The 13540-nt window shown below is 64.1% G+C and carries 20 protein-coding genes; 15 read left to right on the forward strand and 5 right to left on the reverse strand.

All coding sequences use genetic code 11. The annotated features are described in order from the left end of the window. Nucleotides 1-87: 87 nt before the first annotated feature. Together NKH97_RS18655 and NKH97_RS18660 are read left to right on the forward strand one after the other, a co-directional pair. Nucleotides 88-708: a nucleoside triphosphate hydrolase gene (locus NKH97_RS18655; protein ID WP_352720804.1), complete on the forward strand. Its 621-nt coding sequence runs from the start codon at nucleotides 88-90 to the stop codon at nucleotides 706-708. An 85-nt stretch (nucleotides 709-793) separates the two neighbouring features. After that, nucleotides 794-1141 (forward strand): hypothetical protein, encoded by a 348-nt coding sequence (locus NKH97_RS18660; protein ID WP_352553299.1) that lies wholly within the window; start codon nucleotides 794-796, stop codon nucleotides 1139-1141. A gap of 23 nt (nucleotides 1142-1164) precedes the next feature. Here NKH97_RS18660 and NKH97_RS18665 read toward each other — a convergent pair whose 3' ends face one another. From NKH97_RS18665 to NKH97_RS18675, 3 genes are all read right to left on the reverse strand, one after another. Further along, complete coding sequence (locus tag NKH97_RS18665) at nucleotides 1165-1869, reverse strand: glutathione S-transferase family protein (RefSeq protein ID WP_128304231.1); 705 nt, start codon at nucleotides 1867-1869, stop codon at nucleotides 1165-1167. Between the two features lie 165 nt (nucleotides 1870-2034). Further along, on the reverse strand, nucleotides 2035-3243 hold the full coding sequence (locus tag NKH97_RS18670; RefSeq protein WP_352751879.1) for a beta-ketoacyl-[acyl-carrier-protein] synthase family protein: 1209 nt from the start codon (nucleotides 3241-3243) through the stop codon (nucleotides 2035-2037). Nucleotides 3244-3248: 5 nt separating this feature from the next. Further along, on the reverse strand, nucleotides 3249-3503 hold the full coding sequence (locus NKH97_RS18675; protein WP_013528393.1) for an acyl carrier protein: 255 nt from the start codon (nucleotides 3501-3503) through the stop codon (nucleotides 3249-3251). Nucleotides 3504-3725: 222 nt separating this feature from the next. Here NKH97_RS18675 and NKH97_RS18680 point away from each other — a divergent pair, with 222 nt between their 5' ends. From NKH97_RS18680 to NKH97_RS18700, 5 genes are read left to right on the forward strand one after another with little or no spacing between them, the layout of a single operon-like run. Next, a complete protein-coding gene (locus NKH97_RS18680; RefSeq protein ID WP_352758822.1) occupies nucleotides 3726-4565 on the forward strand; it encodes an urease accessory protein UreD in 840 nt (279 codons plus the stop codon). Nucleotides 4566-4593: 28 nt separating this feature from the next. Continuing rightward, nucleotides 4594-4896 (forward strand): urease subunit gamma, encoded by a 303-nt coding sequence (locus tag NKH97_RS18685; protein ID WP_015314510.1) that lies wholly within the window; start codon nucleotides 4594-4596, stop codon nucleotides 4894-4896. Nucleotides 4897-4906: 10 nt separating this feature from the next. Beyond that, a complete protein-coding gene (locus tag NKH97_RS18690; RefSeq protein ID WP_027161066.1) occupies nucleotides 4907-5161 on the forward strand; it encodes a DUF1272 domain-containing protein in 255 nt (84 codons plus the stop codon). Between the two features lie 31 nt (nucleotides 5162-5192). Next, nucleotides 5193-5786, forward strand: a complete 594-nt coding sequence (locus NKH97_RS18695) for a HupE/UreJ family protein (protein ID WP_352751882.1) — start codon at nucleotides 5193-5195, stop codon at nucleotides 5784-5786. A gap of 8 nt (nucleotides 5787-5794) precedes the next feature. Beyond that, nucleotides 5795-6100, forward strand: a complete 306-nt coding sequence (locus NKH97_RS18700; protein WP_352440554.1) for an urease subunit beta — start codon at nucleotides 5795-5797, stop codon at nucleotides 6098-6100. A 20-nt stretch (nucleotides 6101-6120) separates the two neighbouring features. On the opposite strand, the gene NKH97_RS18705 is transcribed toward NKH97_RS18700, so the two are convergent. Then, nucleotides 6121-6609, reverse strand: a complete 489-nt coding sequence (locus NKH97_RS18705; protein WP_352610984.1) for a hypothetical protein — start codon at nucleotides 6607-6609, stop codon at nucleotides 6121-6123. A gap of 129 nt (nucleotides 6610-6738) precedes the next feature. Beyond that, nucleotides 6739-7122 carry a hypothetical protein gene (locus NKH97_RS18710; RefSeq protein WP_352440556.1) on the reverse strand — a complete coding sequence of 128 codons (384 nt, stop codon included), beginning with the start codon at nucleotides 7120-7122 and terminating at the stop codon, nucleotides 6739-6741. Nucleotides 7123-7304: 182 nt separating this feature from the next. Here NKH97_RS18710 and ureC point away from each other — a divergent pair, with 182 nt between their 5' ends. The 8 genes from ureC (at nucleotide 7305) to NKH97_RS18750 (ending at nucleotide 13535) form a co-directional block, all read left to right on the forward strand. Beyond that, nucleotides 7305-9017: an urease subunit alpha gene (gene ureC, locus NKH97_RS18715; RefSeq protein WP_502897081.1), complete on the forward strand. Its 1713-nt coding sequence runs from the start codon at nucleotides 7305-7307 to the stop codon at nucleotides 9015-9017. Between the two features lie 92 nt (nucleotides 9018-9109). Next, nucleotides 9110-9703, forward strand: coding sequence for a hypothetical protein (locus NKH97_RS18720; protein ID WP_023810694.1), 594 nt, complete (start codon nucleotides 9110-9112; stop codon nucleotides 9701-9703). A gap of 44 nt (nucleotides 9704-9747) precedes the next feature. Next, the gene (locus NKH97_RS18725; RefSeq protein WP_352798376.1) at nucleotides 9748-10353 is read left to right on the forward strand and encodes a glutathione S-transferase family protein; all 606 of its coding nucleotides are present in this window, start codon (nucleotides 9748-9750) and stop codon (nucleotides 10351-10353) included. Next, nucleotides 10350-10943, forward strand: a complete 594-nt coding sequence (ureE, locus tag NKH97_RS18730; protein WP_352751885.1) for an urease accessory protein UreE — start codon at nucleotides 10350-10352, stop codon at nucleotides 10941-10943. The genes NKH97_RS18725 and ureE overlap by 4 nt, the downstream gene beginning before the upstream one ends. Next, nucleotides 10936-11607: an urease accessory protein UreF gene (locus NKH97_RS18735; RefSeq protein ID WP_352798378.1), complete on the forward strand. Its 672-nt coding sequence runs from the start codon at nucleotides 10936-10938 to the stop codon at nucleotides 11605-11607. Before ureE ends, NKH97_RS18735 begins: the two co-directional genes overlap by 8 nt. After that, nucleotides 11604-12044, forward strand: a complete 441-nt coding sequence (locus tag NKH97_RS18740) for a DUF3995 domain-containing protein (RefSeq protein WP_128304225.1) — start codon at nucleotides 11604-11606, stop codon at nucleotides 12042-12044. Before NKH97_RS18735 ends, NKH97_RS18740 begins: the two co-directional genes overlap by 4 nt. Next, nucleotides 12041-12685 (forward strand): urease accessory protein UreG, encoded by a 645-nt coding sequence (ureG, locus tag NKH97_RS18745; RefSeq protein ID WP_013528407.1) that lies wholly within the window; start codon nucleotides 12041-12043, stop codon nucleotides 12683-12685. The genes NKH97_RS18740 and ureG overlap by 4 nt, the downstream gene beginning before the upstream one ends. An 82-nt stretch (nucleotides 12686-12767) precedes the next feature. After that, nucleotides 12768-13535 (forward strand): class II aldolase and adducin N-terminal domain-containing protein, encoded by a 768-nt coding sequence (locus NKH97_RS18750; protein WP_128304224.1) that lies wholly within the window; start codon nucleotides 12768-12770, stop codon nucleotides 13533-13535. The last annotated feature ends 5 nt before the right edge of the window (nucleotides 13536-13540 follow it).

Below are 13540 nucleotides of genomic sequence, written 5' to 3' on the forward strand. Positions count from 1 at the left end.
TGAAATTTCCGTGAACTGCCGCCAAGATGTGGCCGAAATCATCATGCGGAACATGGTGGATTTGAAGCTCCTGCCAGAGAGGCTCTCATGTCCGAAATCGCCCATCTCGCCGCCACCATCTTCAAACGTGCCGGCAAGGCAAACCGCTTCATCGTGGCCATTGCCGGGCCACCAGGCTCCGGCAAGTCGACGCTGTCGGCGCGGCTGCATGAACTGCTGCCCGAAGGTGCTTCGGAAGTCGTGCCGATGGATGGCTTCCACTATGACGACGCCGTGCTCGAGCGGCGCGGCTTGCGCACCCGAAAGGGTGCGCCGGAAACCTTTGACTTTGCCGGTTTCGAAACCTTGCTGAAGCGTATCCGGGCCGGCGAAGCCGATATCGCCATCCCGGTCTTCGACCGCAGCATGGAGCTGTCGCGCGCCGCCGCCTCGATCGTCGCCACGGAAACCAAGTTCATCCTGGTCGAGGGCAATTACCTGCTGCTCGACGAAGAGCCGTGGTCGCGGCTGGCGCCGCTGTTCGATTTCTCGATCTTCGTCGACGTGCCGCGCAACGAACTCGAGCGCCGCCTGATGGAGCGCTGGCACGGACATGGCCGCTCCGACGAAGATGCGCGCGCCTGGATCGCGTCCAACGACCTGCCCAACATCGAACGCGTGCTGGCGCGGCGCCGGGCTGCCGATCTGGTGATCGGCCTTTCCGCTTGATTCGACGGATTGCGCAAGGGGAACCTTAAGACTTTCAGGCCGTTATCCCGACACGGCAATTATGCCAAAAGAGGGATTCGGTCCAATGGCAATCAAGGCAAGAAAGCCCGCGCCCGCCAAGGGCAAGGCGACCCAATCCAAGGCCGGCGCCGGCCCGGCGATGACAGCCCGTTCGAAGGACGCCAAGCCGGCCTTCGGCAAGGCAGCGCCGAAGAAAGTGGTGCCGACCGCAGCGAAAGCCGCGCCGAAAGCCGCAAAGCCGAAGAAGCCCGCAAGCTCCAGCGACTCCGTGAGCGGCAGCGCGATGCGCACGGCCAAGGCGACGGCCAACGTCGCTGCCGGCGCGGTCATGGTCGCCGCCCGAGGTGCTGCGTCGCTCGCTGCTTCCGTCATGGGCAAAGGCGGTTCGAAAGCCAAAGCGAAGGCAAAATAGCCGCGCTTCGGAGGCTGGTTCGGCTATCCCTTGGCGGGGATGGTCAGGCCTTTCTGCACCGCCGGCCGCGCCAGGCCGCGCTCCAGCCATGTCGAGACATTGACGAAATCGTCAAAGCCGACGAGTTCGCGGGCTTCGTAGAAGCCGATCAGGTTGCGCACCCAGCCGAGCAGCGAGATGTCGGCGATGGTGTAGTCATTGCCCATGATCCACTTGCGCCCCTTCAGCCGGCCGTCGAGCACGCCGAGCAGTCGCTTTGACTCGTCACGATAGCGCTCCAGAGGGCGTTTGTCGGCGATCTCGCGACCGGCGAATTTGTGGAAGAAGCCGACCTGGCCGAACATCGGCCCGACCGAGGCCATCTGGAAGAACACCCACTGGATGGTCTCGTAGCGGCGCGCAGCATCGATGGGCATGAGCAGGCCGGTCTTTTCAGCGAGGTAGAGCAGGATGGCGCCGGATTCGAACAGGCCGATCGGCTTGCCGTCCGGACCGTTCGGATCGATGATCGCCGGTATCTTGCCGTTGGGGTTGAGCGACAGGAATTCCGGTGTCCAGCTTTCGTTCTGGCCGATGTTGACCCAATGCGGCTCGTAAGGCAGGCCGAGTTCCTCCAGGGCGATCGAAATCTTCACGCCGTTCGGCGTTGTCGCCGAATAGAGCTGGAGCTGATCCGGACGCTTGGCCGGCCAACGCGTTGCGATCGGAAAGGCGGACAGGTCGGCCATGGAAACTCCTGAATGAGGATTCGCGCCAAGCGGCGCGGTTTTGGCGGGTCGGCCAAGGATTAGACGCGGCGCACGGCACGATCAATGGCGTGCAAGGGTTTCGTTGCGCGCGAACAGTCAACGGAACGGCCTGCTTGGGGCAGATCGCGCGCCCGGCCTTTGCGTTCAGACGGCCTTGAAGGCCAGCACGGCATTGGTGCCGCCGAACGCGAAGCCGTTGCTGATCGCGGCGCGCACCTTGCGCTCGCGCGGCACATTCGGCGTGACGTCGAGGTCGCAATCGGGATCGGCCTCACGAAAATTGGCCGTCGGCGGCACGATGCCTTCGCGGATCGCCATCACGCAGGCGATCATCTCCAGCGCACCCGATGCGCCCAGGCAATGGGCGTGCATCGACTTGGTCGACGACACCGAAAGCTTGTAGGCATGGTCGCCGAAGACGCGCTTGATCGCTGCCGTCTCGATCTGGTCGTTGGCCTTGGTGCCGGTGCCATGGGCATTGAGGTAGTCGACATCCTCGGGATTGAAGCCGGCATCGGCCAGGCAGGCGCGCATGGCCGCCGTCGGCCCTTCGACGGTCGGAGCGACAATGTCGGAGGCGTCGGCGGAGAGGCCGGCGCCGGCGACCTCGGCAAGGATGGTGGCGCCGCGCGCCATGGCATGCTCATACGTCTCCAGGACCGCCATGCCGGCGCCCTCGCCGAGCGACAGTCCCTGGCGGTCGGCCGAGAATGGCCGGCAGGTGTCGGGCGCCAGCACGCGCAATGCTTCCCAGCCCTTCAGGATGCCCCAGACCAGCGGCGCATCGGTGCCGCCGGCGACCATCACGTCGGCGCGGCCAAGCCTGATCTGGTCGACGGCCGAGGCGATGGCGTGGTTGGATGAGGAGCAGGCCGAGGTGACACCGAAGACCGGGCCGCGCAGGCCCAGATTCATGCTGACATGGCCGGAGGCCGCGCTTGGCATGACCTTTGGCACGGTGAAGATACCGGCGCGGTTCTTGCCCTCGACCAGGATGGCACGATAGCTCTCTTCGATCGCCTCCCAGCCGCAGACGCCGACACCGACGACAGTGCCCATCCGATAGGTGGTGGCTTCACTCGAAACCAGGCCGGCCTGCTGCATGGCTTCCCTGGCTGCGATCGTCGCCAGCAGGCTGAAGCGGTCCATCGACACGGTCTGCTTGCGGTCGATGCCGTGATCTGGAAGCGTCTTGATTTCGCAGCCGACCTTGACCTTCAAATCATGCAGTTGGGGACTTGTGATCTGGCCGATGGCCGAGCGGCCGGCGCGCATCTCGTTCCAGATCGCGGACGCGCTTGTGCCGAGCCCGCAAATGCCGCCCATGCCGGTGATGACAACGCGCTGCCGCATTCAGTTCAGGCTTTTTTCGCGATCAGCGCGCGCACAGCTTCGACCATGTCGCCGACATTCTTCAGATTGCTCCACGCGTCGACCGTGTTCATCTCGATCTCGATGCCATACTCTTCCTCAAGATCGAAGATAATCTCCGTCAGCTCGAGCGAATGGATGCCAAGCGAGGTCAATTCGGTGGTGGTGGTGATTTCTTCGCCGCCCGGCTCGGCATGAGCCTTGATCTTCGCGATGATATCCGTTGCCAGCTGGTCGGCCATTCGGTTCCTTCCCCACTATCTCGACGTTTCCCGACGCCAACTGAGCAGCGCCCCTTTTTCTCCTGGTATCAAGCCGCCGTCGTCGTTTAATACCCCCGCCAAGCGCAGCATGACCGTACCAAGGTGGTTCCCTCTATAGAAACCGAAACGTTGTCAAGCAACAAGCTATATCGAACTCCATATCGACAAAGCCGACGGAGTGCTTAACGTGCAGGCATGGATATGGGCGAACCTAGCGGCGAACATGACGGGATTTCGACGCAGCGCGTTGCGGGCGTCGCGCGGCTTTCCTGCGCGCTCAGTGAGGGCCGCACGCGCCTGCGGCGCCTCTATCAGGACGGCGCCGGCAAGATAAGAATGCCGGCCGTCTCGACCGATCCGCTCGAAGCGGTGCTGATCAACACCGCCGGCGGGATGACCGGCGGCGATCGTATCGCCTGGGACGTGGATGTCGGCGCGGCCGCTTCGGCTTCGATCACGACCCAGGCCTGCGAGAAGATCTACCGGGCGGCATCCGACCGTGCCGAAGTGCGGGTCAATTTGTCGGTCGGCGAAAACGGGCGCATCGCCTGGCTGCCGCAGGAAACCATCGTCTTCGACCGGGCGGCCTTTGCCCGCACGCTCGACGTCGAGCTTGCCGTCGGCGCCGAGGCGCTGGTGCTGGAAGCCGCCGTCTTCGGTCGCCTGGCGATGGGCGAGCGCGCCACGCAGGGCAACTTCCATGACCGCTGGCGTGTGCGCCAGGATGGCGCCCTCATTCATGCCGAGGATTTCCGCATCGGACCCGATATCGCCGCCAGGCTCGACCGCCCGGCCGTTGCCGGCGGCGCGATCGCGGTGGCGACGCTGCTTCTGGTGTCGCCGCGCGCCGAGGCCCTGCTCGACCAGGTTCTGGAGATCGTCGGCGACCACGGCAGCGCCAGCGCCTGGTGCGTGAAGAAATCTGGCAAGCTTCTTGCGAGGCTCTACGCCGGGGATGGCTACCGGCTGCGCCAGCGGCTGGTTCCACTCGTCGAATTGCTCAACGGAAGGGCGGGGTTGCCCAAATTATGGTCACTATAGGCCTGTCTCTACCAATCCAGGGAAACGCATGAACCTGACGCCGAGGGAAAAGGACAAGCTGCTGATCGCCATGGCGGCGATCGTGGCGCGCAAGCGGCTCGAACGCGGCGTCAAGCTCAACCATCCGGAAGCGATCGCGCTGATCACCGACTTCGTCGTCGAAGGCGCCCGCGACGGCCGCCCGGTCGCCGAACTGATGGAAGCCGGCGCTCATGTCGTCAGCCGCGCGCAAGTCATGGAAGGCATCGCCGAGATGATCCATGACGTGCAGGTCGAGGCGACTTTTCCCGACGGCACCAAGCTGGTGACCGTGCACGAACCGATCCGTTGAGGAGGACAGGATGCTGGAGCTGCGTCCCAACTGCGAATGCTGCGACAAGGACCTGCCGCCCGAGGCGACGGATGCGCTGATCTGCACCTTCGAGTGCACCTTTTGCGCCGGATGCGTGGAACAGGTGTTGGGCGGCATCTGCCCCAATTGCGGCGGTGGTTTTTCGGCGCGGCCGATCCGCCCGGCAGCGATGCTGAAGAAATACCCGGCGTCGAGTAAACGCGTTCTCAAGGCCGAAGGCTGCGGCCCTCGCAAGGCTGCGTGAACACCGCGACCCTTAACCAGAAGGCATTTCGATGATCCCCGCTCCGATGAAACGCGCTTCGCTTTCCGCAATTCTGCTTCTGGCCGCTGCCATGCCGGCCTATGCCCATGTCGGCATCGGCACGGCCTCCTCCTTCACGGCCGGCTTCATGCACCCGCTTTCCGGGCTCGATCACATGACGGTGATGATCGCGGTCGGACTGTGGGCAGCGATCAAGGGCGGCAAGGCGGTTCTTGCCTGGCCGGCGGCCTTTGTCGGTGTCATGCTGGTCGGCGGCGCGCTGGGCATTTTGCATATGCCGCTGCCCTTCGTCGAACCCGGCATACTGGCCTCAATCGTGGCGCTCGGGCTGCTGGTGGCGCTGGCGGTCGATCTGCCGGTCTCGGCCGGCGTCGCCATCATCGGCCTGTTCGCGCTGTTCCACGGCCACGCGCATGGCACCGAGGTGCCGGAGAATGCCGGCGGGCTTGAATACATGGCCGGCTTTGCCATCGCCACGCTGTTGCTGCATGCCACCGGCATCGCCGCCGGTCTCGGTCTCGGCATCCGGTTCCGCGGCTTGGCCCGTACTGCCGGTGCCGCCTGCGCGGCGATCGGCATCGGCCTCGCCTTCGGCATCGTGTGAGGGTGACCATGATCCCCGGTGAGATCATCACGGTGGACGGCGACATCGAGCTCAACAAGGGCCTGCCGACCGTCACCCTGAAAGTCGCCAACAGCGGCGACCGGCCGATCCAGGTCGGCAGCCACTACCATTTCTTCGAGACCAATGAGGGGCTGAAATTCGACCGCGAGCGTGCCAGGGGCATGCGTCTCGACATTGCCGCGGGCACGGCCATGCGTTTCGAGCCGGGCCAGGAGCGCGACGTCACGCTGGTGCCGCTCGGCGGCAAGCGCGAGGTCTACGGATTTCAGCAGAAGGTGATGGGCAAGCTGTGAGATCTCCCGGCGCGCTCAGCTCAGTTCGATGGCTTGGCCGCGGCGTAGATGACGATCTTTCCGGGATTGTCGAATTCGACGGCGAGGACATCCTGCGCCTGCACGCGCCGCGATTCGATGGCGTTGAACAGCAGCGCGTTGGCCTCGATCTCCTTGCGCAGCTCCGTGATGTCGTCCTGATGCTGCTTGACCTTGCTTTCGATCTCCGGCGGCGGGCCGCCTTCGCTGCGCGCGGCGTCGGTGAGGAACACGATGTCGACCTTGTCGAGCTTGGACGTCTTGCGCACCGTACCGATGTTTTCACGCGTGCGGTCGATCGCCGTGTTGACGCTGCGGGCTTCGGCGGTGGCCTTGGCCTCTTCCTGCTTGACCTGCGAGCCGACGATGCGGTTGACGGTCTCCGTGCTTTCCAGCCCTTGCGCTTTCAATCCGGCAACAGACCCTGCCGCCGCCAAGAACGCCGTGGCGGCGACTGCCTGCATTCTGGTCAAGAAAGAAGTGATCGCCATCGCTCGCTCCTGAGAGAAGTCGTTTCGGGGCGCGGGTTAGCGCGAAAAGAACAAAACGAATCCCGCCCGGCGAAGGTTCCTTTCCCGATGCGGCCGGCAGGCCGGATGCCGGCCCGCCGTGCCGTCTCGTCAGCTCGCCTTCTTGGTGATCAGGGTCAGTGCGCCATTGGGTTCCATGCTGGCGGCGACGACTTGCGCCGAACTGAGCCCCTTGGCTTCCAGCGCCGACTTCACCTTGGGCGTGGCGTCGATCGAGCTGCGCAGTTTCTTCAGGCCGTCATCGCCACGCTGGGCGATCACCTGGTTGACCTGCGTCTGGGTGTCCTTCGGCAGCTCGGTGATGTCGACGATGTTGACGCTCTGGATCGTCGGCACCGCAGGCTGAGCCTGGGGCGTGGCTGGAGCAGGCGTTGCCGGCGCCGGAGCGGGCTGTGGCGCGGGTTGCTGCTGGGCACCCGCGGCGCCCGCCAGCATCAGGCTGGCAGCAGCGGCAAGAATTATTGTTTTGCGCATGGATTTTCCTTTCCATCGATTGGCAAACGGTCGGTCTGGGGTGACCCCCTAACCTCAACCGCCAAATGGGATCAGAAGGTGTCGCCCAGCGGGTCATTGCGTGACCATAGGATGGCAGCAATGTGCAGCCGCGCTTCAATCCCACCGCATTTCGGCAAACCGCATTTCAGGAGCAATCGCTGATGGCCAGAATTACCCGCGCCGCCTATGCGCAGATGTATGGCCCGACGGTCGGCGACAGAGTGCGCCTTGCCGACACCGAACTGTTCATCGAGGTCGAGAAGGATCTCACCAACCATGGCGAAGAGGTGAAATTCGGCGGCGGCAAGGTGATCCGCGACGGCATGGGCCAGAGCCAGGTTTCCAGGGCGCAAGGCGCCGTCGATACCGTCATCACCAACGCGCTGGTGATCGATGCTAGCGCAGGCATCTTCAAGGCCGACGTCGGCCTCAGGGACGGGCGCATCACGGCCATCGGCAAGGCCGGCAATCCGGACACGCAGGATGGCGTCACCATCATCATTGGTCCCGGCACCGAGATCATCGCCGGCGAGGGCAAGATCCTGACCGCGGGCGGCTTCGATGCGCATATCCACTTCATCTGCCCGCAGCAGATCGAAGAGGCGCTGATGTCAGGCATCACCACTATGCTCGGCGGCGGCACCGGTCCGGCGCACGGCACGCTGGCCACCACCTGTACGCCGGGGCCATGGCACATGGCCCGCATGATCCAGTCCTTCGATGCCTTCCCGATGAACATCGGCCTGTCGGGCAAGGGCAATGCCTCGCTGCCCGCAGCCCTCGAGGAAATGGTGCTGGGCGGCGCCTGCTCGCTGAAGCTGCACGAGGACTGGGGCACGACGCCGGCGGCGATAGACTGCTGCCTGTCGGTCGCCGACGACTATGACGTGCAGGTGATGATCCACACCGACACGCTGAACGAATCCGGCTTTGTCGAGAACACCGTCGCGGCTATCAAGGGCCGCACCATCCACGCCTTCCACACCGAGGGCGCCGGCGGCGGCCACGCGCCCGACATCATCAAGGTCTGCGGCCTGCCCAACGTCATCCCGTCCTCGACCAACCCGACGCGGCCCTACACGGTCAACACGCTGGCCGAGCATCTCGACATGCTGATGGTCTGCCATCATTTGTCGCCGTCGATCCCCGAAGACATCGCCTTTGCCGAAAGCCGCATCCGCAAGGAAACCATCGCGGCGGAAGACATTTTGCACGACATCGGTGCCTTCTCGATCATCTCATCGGACAGCCAAGCCATGGGCCGCGTCGGCGAAGTGGCGATCCGTACCTGGCAGACCGCCGACAAGATGAAGCGCCAGCGCGGCTCGCTGCCGCAGGAGACCGGCAACAACGACAATTTCCGCGTCCGCCGCTACATCGCCAAATACACGATCAACCCGGCCATCGCGCATGGACTGTCGAAAGACATCGGCTCGATCGCGGCGGGCAAACGCGCCGACCTGGTGCTGTGGAACCCGGCCTTCTTCGGCGTCAAGCCGGACATGGTGCTGATCGGCGGCATGATCGCCGCCGCCCCGATGGGCGACCCCAACGCCTCGATCCCGACGCCGCAGCCGATGCACTACCGGCCCATGTTCGGCGCCTATGGCAAGGCAAGGACCAACTCGTCGGTGACCTTTGTTTCGAAAGCCGCGCTCGAATCAGGCCTGCACGGCAGGCTTGGCGTCGACAAGCAGTTCGTCGCCGTTGAAAACACCCGCGGCGGCATCGGCAAGCATTCGATGGTGCTCAACGACGCCACGCCGCATGTCGAAGTCGACCCGGAAACCTACGAGGTCCGTGCCGACGGTGAATTGCTCACCTGCGAACCGGCGACGGTGCTGCCGATGGCGCAGAGGTATTTTCTGTTTTGAAGCGGCGATTCGACCGGGCGAGCATTACCCGTTGCAGCCCTTGGTGGGAGGCAGCAATATGCGGCCGACCACCAGTTGCATTGTGATCGAGCATGGCCACCGAAATCGCTTCCGCCCACGACATCTTCCCGCATATCCGCATCGTCATGGGCATGGTGATCGGGCTTGGCGTCGCCCGCCTGCTGTCGGGGGTGGCGCGGATCGTCCAGCATCCCGGCCAATACAAGCTCTATCCCGTGCATCTGGCCTGGGTCGTCTCGGTGCTCCTGATGCTGGTGCATTTCTGGTGGTGGGAGTTCGGCCTCTACGCCATCGAAACCTGGACCTTCGGCAAGTACCTGTTCATCATCTTCTACGCGATCACGCTGTTCCTGCTGTGCGCGCTTTTGTTTCCGGATTCGATGCTGGACTACACCAGCTACGAGGATTTCTTCTATTCGCGCCGGGCGTGGTTCTTCGGCCTGCTGGCGGCGACCTATATGCTCGACGTGGTCGACACGCTGCTGAAGGGGCCGGAGCATTTCGCCCGCTTCGGCAGCGAGTACCTGTTCCGCACGCCGGTCTTCGTCGCGCTTTGCATCATCGCGATCCTGGTGCGCGACCGCCGTTTTCATATCGCCTTCGTCACGGCGGCGCTCATCTATCAGATATCGTTCATCCTGCGGCTCTTCGACACCATCGTCTGAACGAACGCGATGGTCTAGCTTGTTGGGGAAAGGCAGGGTTCGACATGTACAAGGCCGTTGGATCGCGCGGATCCCGGGTCAGCCGCGTTCTCTGGATGCTCGAGGAGCTCCGGCAGCCTTATGAATTCGTCGAGGTTCATCTGCGCTCACCGGAAGCCTATGCGCTCAATCCCTCCGGCAAGGTGCCGATCCTCATCGACGGCGAGCTGACGGTGACGGATTCGGCGGCGATTTGCGTCTATCTCGCCGACAAGCACGCGGACATGGGCATGGGCGCCAACCCAAGCCTAGCCGGTCGCGCCGAAATGGATTCCTGGATGCATTTTGCGCAGAGCGAGCTTGAAGCGCCGCTGTGGAACAAATTGCGCCATCGCTTTCTGCTGCCGAAGGACGTACGCGTCGATGTCGGTCCTGCGGCGGCTTACGATTTTGCCTCGGAATTGAAGGCGCTGGAGCGGCGGCTGGGCGACAAGCGGTTTGCTCTCGGCGACCGGTTTTCAGCCGTCGACGTGCTGCTCGGCGACATGGGTGGGTGGGCGCGTGCCGGCCGGTTTGAGATCGAGTCCGAACGCGTCAACGCCTATTTCGACCGCGTGCTGGCGCGGCCTGCGCGTGTGCGGGCACAAGCAAATGGAGGATCCATGAAATGAAGCTCAACCTCAACACCGACTTCACCAAATTCCCGCGCGCCGTCTCAGTACTGTCCGCCGGCCATGCCGGAATCACCCTACCGTCCGGCCGGGCCATTCTCGCCCATGACGAACGCCATCTGCGCCGCCGCGCTATGGAGCTTGCCGACGGCAGCAAGGTGCTGGTCGACCTGCCCGAGCCCGTCGCCTTGAACGATGGCGACCGTCTGGTGCTGGAGGATGGCGGCCATATCGAGATCATCGCGGCGCCGGAAGAGGTCTACGACATCCGCGCCCGCGACGGCGTGCATCTGGCCGAGCTCGCCTGGCACATCGGCAATCGCCATCTCGCGGCGAGCATCGAGGCCGGGCGCATCCTCATCCTGCGCGACCATGTCATCAAGGCGATGCTGGAGGGGCTGGGCGCCACCGTGACCGACGTGTCCGAACCGTTCAAACCGGTGCGCGGTGCCTATTCCGGCCATGGTGGGCAAAGCCACGATCACGGCCATGCGCATGCGCACAGCCACGCGGAAGCGCACAGCCATTCTCATGGCGAAGCGCATTCCCATTCGCACAGTCATGCCGGCCATCGCCACGATCATGACTGACCAGCCTTCGAACATCGCCCTGCTGCGGCTGATGGCGTGGCTGTCGCCTGCCTTTCCGGTCGGCGGCTTTTCCTACAGCCATGGTCTCGAGCGCGCGGTGCATGACGGGCTGATTGCCGATGCCGACAGCCTCGCCTGCTGGCTGGAAACGCTGGTCGAGATGGGCTCCGGCTGGAACGATGCCGTGCTGTTCGCCGAGAGTTGGCGCCGCGCACGCCACGCAGGCGATCTCGATGAAGTAGCGGCACTCGCGGAGGCGCTGGCCGGCTCGCGCGAACGCCACACCGAAACCATGCTGCAGGGTGCGGCCTTCCTCAAAGCGGCGGCGGCCTGGCCAAATCCAGTGCTGGAGCGCTTGCCGGCTGAATGCGCCTATTGCGTCGCCGTCGGCGCCATTGCCGGCGGCAACGGCATCGGGCTTCAGGACGCGCTGTCGGCCTTCCTGCAAACCTTCTTCTCCAACCTCGTGCAGGCAGCGATCCGGCTTGGCATCGTCGGCCAGAGCAAAGCCACAGCTCTGTTGGCCGGCTTCGAGCCACTGGCCCTGGCGACCGCGACCCGCGCCGCGCGCTCGACACTCGACGATCTCGGTGGCTGCGCCTTCGTTTCCGATGTCATGGCGATGAAGCACGAAACCCAGTATTCGCGATTGTTCCGTTCATGATCCTTCTCGCCTTCTCGCTTTCGACCGTTCTACTCCTGATTACCGCGCTGCACGCCTATTGGGGCCTTGGCGGCATCTGGCCGGGCCAGGATGCGGCCTCCTGCGCTCACGCCGTCGTCGGCTTTCGCGGCGTCGATGAGATGCCGACGCCGTTCGCCAGTTTCGCCGTCGCCGCGTGCCTGTGCCTGGCGACGCTGTGGCCGCTTGCGCTCATAGGCGTCTTTGCCTCGCCCTTCCCCCAGGAGGGGCTCGCCGCCACCTCGCTGCTCATCGGTCTGGTGTTCCTGGGACGCGGCATAGCCGGCTTCACGCCGTGGTGGCGGCGGCTGACGCCGGAACAGCCTTTCGCGCGGCTCGATGTCCGCTATTATTCGCCGCTGTGCCTGTTGATCGGGCTCGGCTTTGCCATCCTCGCCATCACGGAGTTTCCGACATGACACAGACAAATGGTCCGCTGCGCGTCGGCATTGGCGGCCCGGTCGGTTCGGGCAAGACGACGCTGACCGAAAAACTGTGCAAGGCGCTGCGCGACGAGTTTTCCATCGCCGTCGTCACCAACGACATCTACACCAAGGAAGACGCCATGATGCTGGCGCGGCTGCAGGCGCTGCCCGAGGACCGCATCATGGGTGTCGAGACCGGCGGCTGCCCGCACACCGCCATCCGCGAGGACGCGTCGATCAATCTGCAGGCGATCGCGCAGATGAACAGGAAATTCCCGGATCTCGACATCGTCTTCATCGAATCCGGCGGCGACAACCTCGCCGCCACCTTCTCGCCCGATCTCGCCGACCTGACGCTCTATGTCATCTCGGTTTGCCAGGGCGAGGAGATCCCGCGCAAGGGCGGGCCGGCAATCACCCGCTCCGATTTCCTGGTGATCAACAAGAGCGACCTTGCTCCTTACGTGAACGTCAACCTCGATGTCATGGAGAGCGACGCCGGCCGCATGCGCGGCAAGCGGCCGTTCGGCTTCACCGACCTGTCGCGCGGCAAGGGGCTGCAGGAGGTGATCGATTTTATCATCGAGCATGGCGGCCTGCGAGCCGGCGCTGCCGCTGCCAGCACGGCGGCGTGAGACAGCTATCCCTGCACCAACCAAAACCGGTTGCGGGGATCGACTGGCCACGGCATTCTTGCCGAAACCGGAGGATTTTTCGATGAGCCTTGCCCGTCTGCAAAAGGAAACGCTGACCAACCTGCCCTACTATGAGGAGCGCGTCGATCTCGCCTGCGCCTTCCGCTGGACGGCGCGGCTCAACATGCACGAGGCTGTGGCCAATCATTTCTCGCTGGCCGTCAATGATGGCGGCACACAATTCCTGATGAACCCCAACCAGGTGCATTTCTCGCGCATCAAGGCGAGCGACCTTCTGATGATCGATGCCAACGATCCAGAAACGCTCTCCGGCCCCAATGCGCCCGACCCGACGGCGTGGGGGCTGCATGGCGCCATCCATCGCAATGTGCGCCACGCGCGCTGCGTCATGCATGTGCACTCGATCCACGCCACGGTGCTGGCATCGCTCGCTGACTCGACACTGCCGCCGATCGACCAGAATTCGGCGATGTTCTTCAATCGCCACGTCGTGGACGCGCATTATGGCGGGCTGGCCTTCGAGGAGGAGGGCGAGCGCTGCTCGCAGCTTCTCGTCGATCCCAAGGTCAAGGTGATGGTGATGGGCAATCACGGCGTGCTGGTCATCGGCGACACGGTCGCCGATGCCTTCAACCGCATGTTCTATTTCGAGCGCGCCGCCGAGACCTACATCAAGGCGCTGTGGACCGGCCGCCCGCTGCGCACGCTGTCAGATGCGATCGCCGAAAAGGCGGCGAGCGAGATGGACGACTATCCCGGCCAGGCCGAACGCCATCTCAGCGAGTTGAAGGCGATCCTCGACGAGCAGGAACCGGTCTACCGAAACTGATTGCC

This window comes from Mesorhizobium sp. M0870, from assembly GCF_040319775.1.
In the GTDB taxonomy this organism is placed as follows: domain Bacteria; phylum Pseudomonadota; class Alphaproteobacteria; order Rhizobiales; family Rhizobiaceae; genus Mesorhizobium.

What these genes read in the sequence shown, in the direction of transcription:
- ureG (WP_013528407.1), top strand. Translation starts at nt 12,041, where the DNA reads ATGACACAGACAAATGGTCCGCTGCGCGTCGGCATTGGCGGCCCGGTC.
- NKH97_RS18675 (WP_013528393.1), bottom strand. Translation starts at nt 3,503, where the DNA reads ATGGCCGACCAGCTGGCAACGGATATCATCGCGAAGATCAAGGCTCAT.
- NKH97_RS18725 (WP_352798376.1), top strand. Translation starts at nt 9,748, where the DNA reads ATGTACAAGGCCGTTGGATCGCGCGGATCCCGGGTCAGCCGCGTTCTC.
- NKH97_RS18665 (WP_128304231.1), bottom strand. Translation starts at nt 1,869, where the DNA reads ATGGCCGACCTGTCCGCCTTTCCGATCGCAACGCGTTGGCCGGCCAAG.
- NKH97_RS18740 (WP_128304225.1), top strand. Translation starts at nt 11,604, where the DNA reads ATGATCCTTCTCGCCTTCTCGCTTTCGACCGTTCTACTCCTGATTACC.
- NKH97_RS18680 (WP_352758822.1), top strand. Translation starts at nt 3,726, where the DNA reads ATGGGCGAACCTAGCGGCGAACATGACGGGATTTCGACGCAGCGCGTT.
- NKH97_RS18720 (WP_023810694.1), top strand. Translation starts at nt 9,110, where the DNA reads ATGGCCACCGAAATCGCTTCCGCCCACGACATCTTCCCGCATATCCGC.
- NKH97_RS18660 (WP_352553299.1), top strand. Translation starts at nt 794, where the DNA reads ATGGCAATCAAGGCAAGAAAGCCCGCGCCCGCCAAGGGCAAGGCGACC.
- NKH97_RS18695 (WP_352751882.1), top strand. Translation starts at nt 5,193, where the DNA reads ATGATCCCCGCTCCGATGAAACGCGCTTCGCTTTCCGCAATTCTGCTT.
- NKH97_RS18705 (WP_352610984.1), bottom strand. Translation starts at nt 6,609, where the DNA reads ATGGCGATCACTTCTTTCTTGACCAGAATGCAGGCAGTCGCCGCCACG.
- NKH97_RS18750 (WP_128304224.1), top strand. Translation starts at nt 12,768, where the DNA reads ATGAGCCTTGCCCGTCTGCAAAAGGAAACGCTGACCAACCTGCCCTAC.
- NKH97_RS18655 (WP_352720804.1), top strand. Translation starts at nt 88, where the DNA reads ATGTCCGAAATCGCCCATCTCGCCGCCACCATCTTCAAACGTGCCGGC.
- NKH97_RS18700 (WP_352440554.1), top strand. Translation starts at nt 5,795, where the DNA reads ATGATCCCCGGTGAGATCATCACGGTGGACGGCGACATCGAGCTCAAC.
- NKH97_RS18735 (WP_352798378.1), top strand. Translation starts at nt 10,936, where the DNA reads ATGACTGACCAGCCTTCGAACATCGCCCTGCTGCGGCTGATGGCGTGG.
- NKH97_RS18710 (WP_352440556.1), bottom strand. Translation starts at nt 7,122, where the DNA reads ATGCGCAAAACAATAATTCTTGCCGCTGCTGCCAGCCTGATGCTGGCG.
- NKH97_RS18685 (WP_015314510.1), top strand. Translation starts at nt 4,594, where the DNA reads ATGAACCTGACGCCGAGGGAAAAGGACAAGCTGCTGATCGCCATGGCG.
- ureE (WP_352751885.1), top strand. Translation starts at nt 10,350, where the DNA reads ATGAAGCTCAACCTCAACACCGACTTCACCAAATTCCCGCGCGCCGTC.
- ureC (WP_502897081.1), top strand. Translation starts at nt 7,305, where the DNA reads ATGGCCAGAATTACCCGCGCCGCCTATGCGCAGATGTATGGCCCGACG.
- NKH97_RS18670 (WP_352751879.1), bottom strand. Translation starts at nt 3,243, where the DNA reads ATGCGGCAGCGCGTTGTCATCACCGGCATGGGCGGCATTTGCGGGCTC.
- NKH97_RS18690 (WP_027161066.1), top strand. Translation starts at nt 4,907, where the DNA reads ATGCTGGAGCTGCGTCCCAACTGCGAATGCTGCGACAAGGACCTGCCG.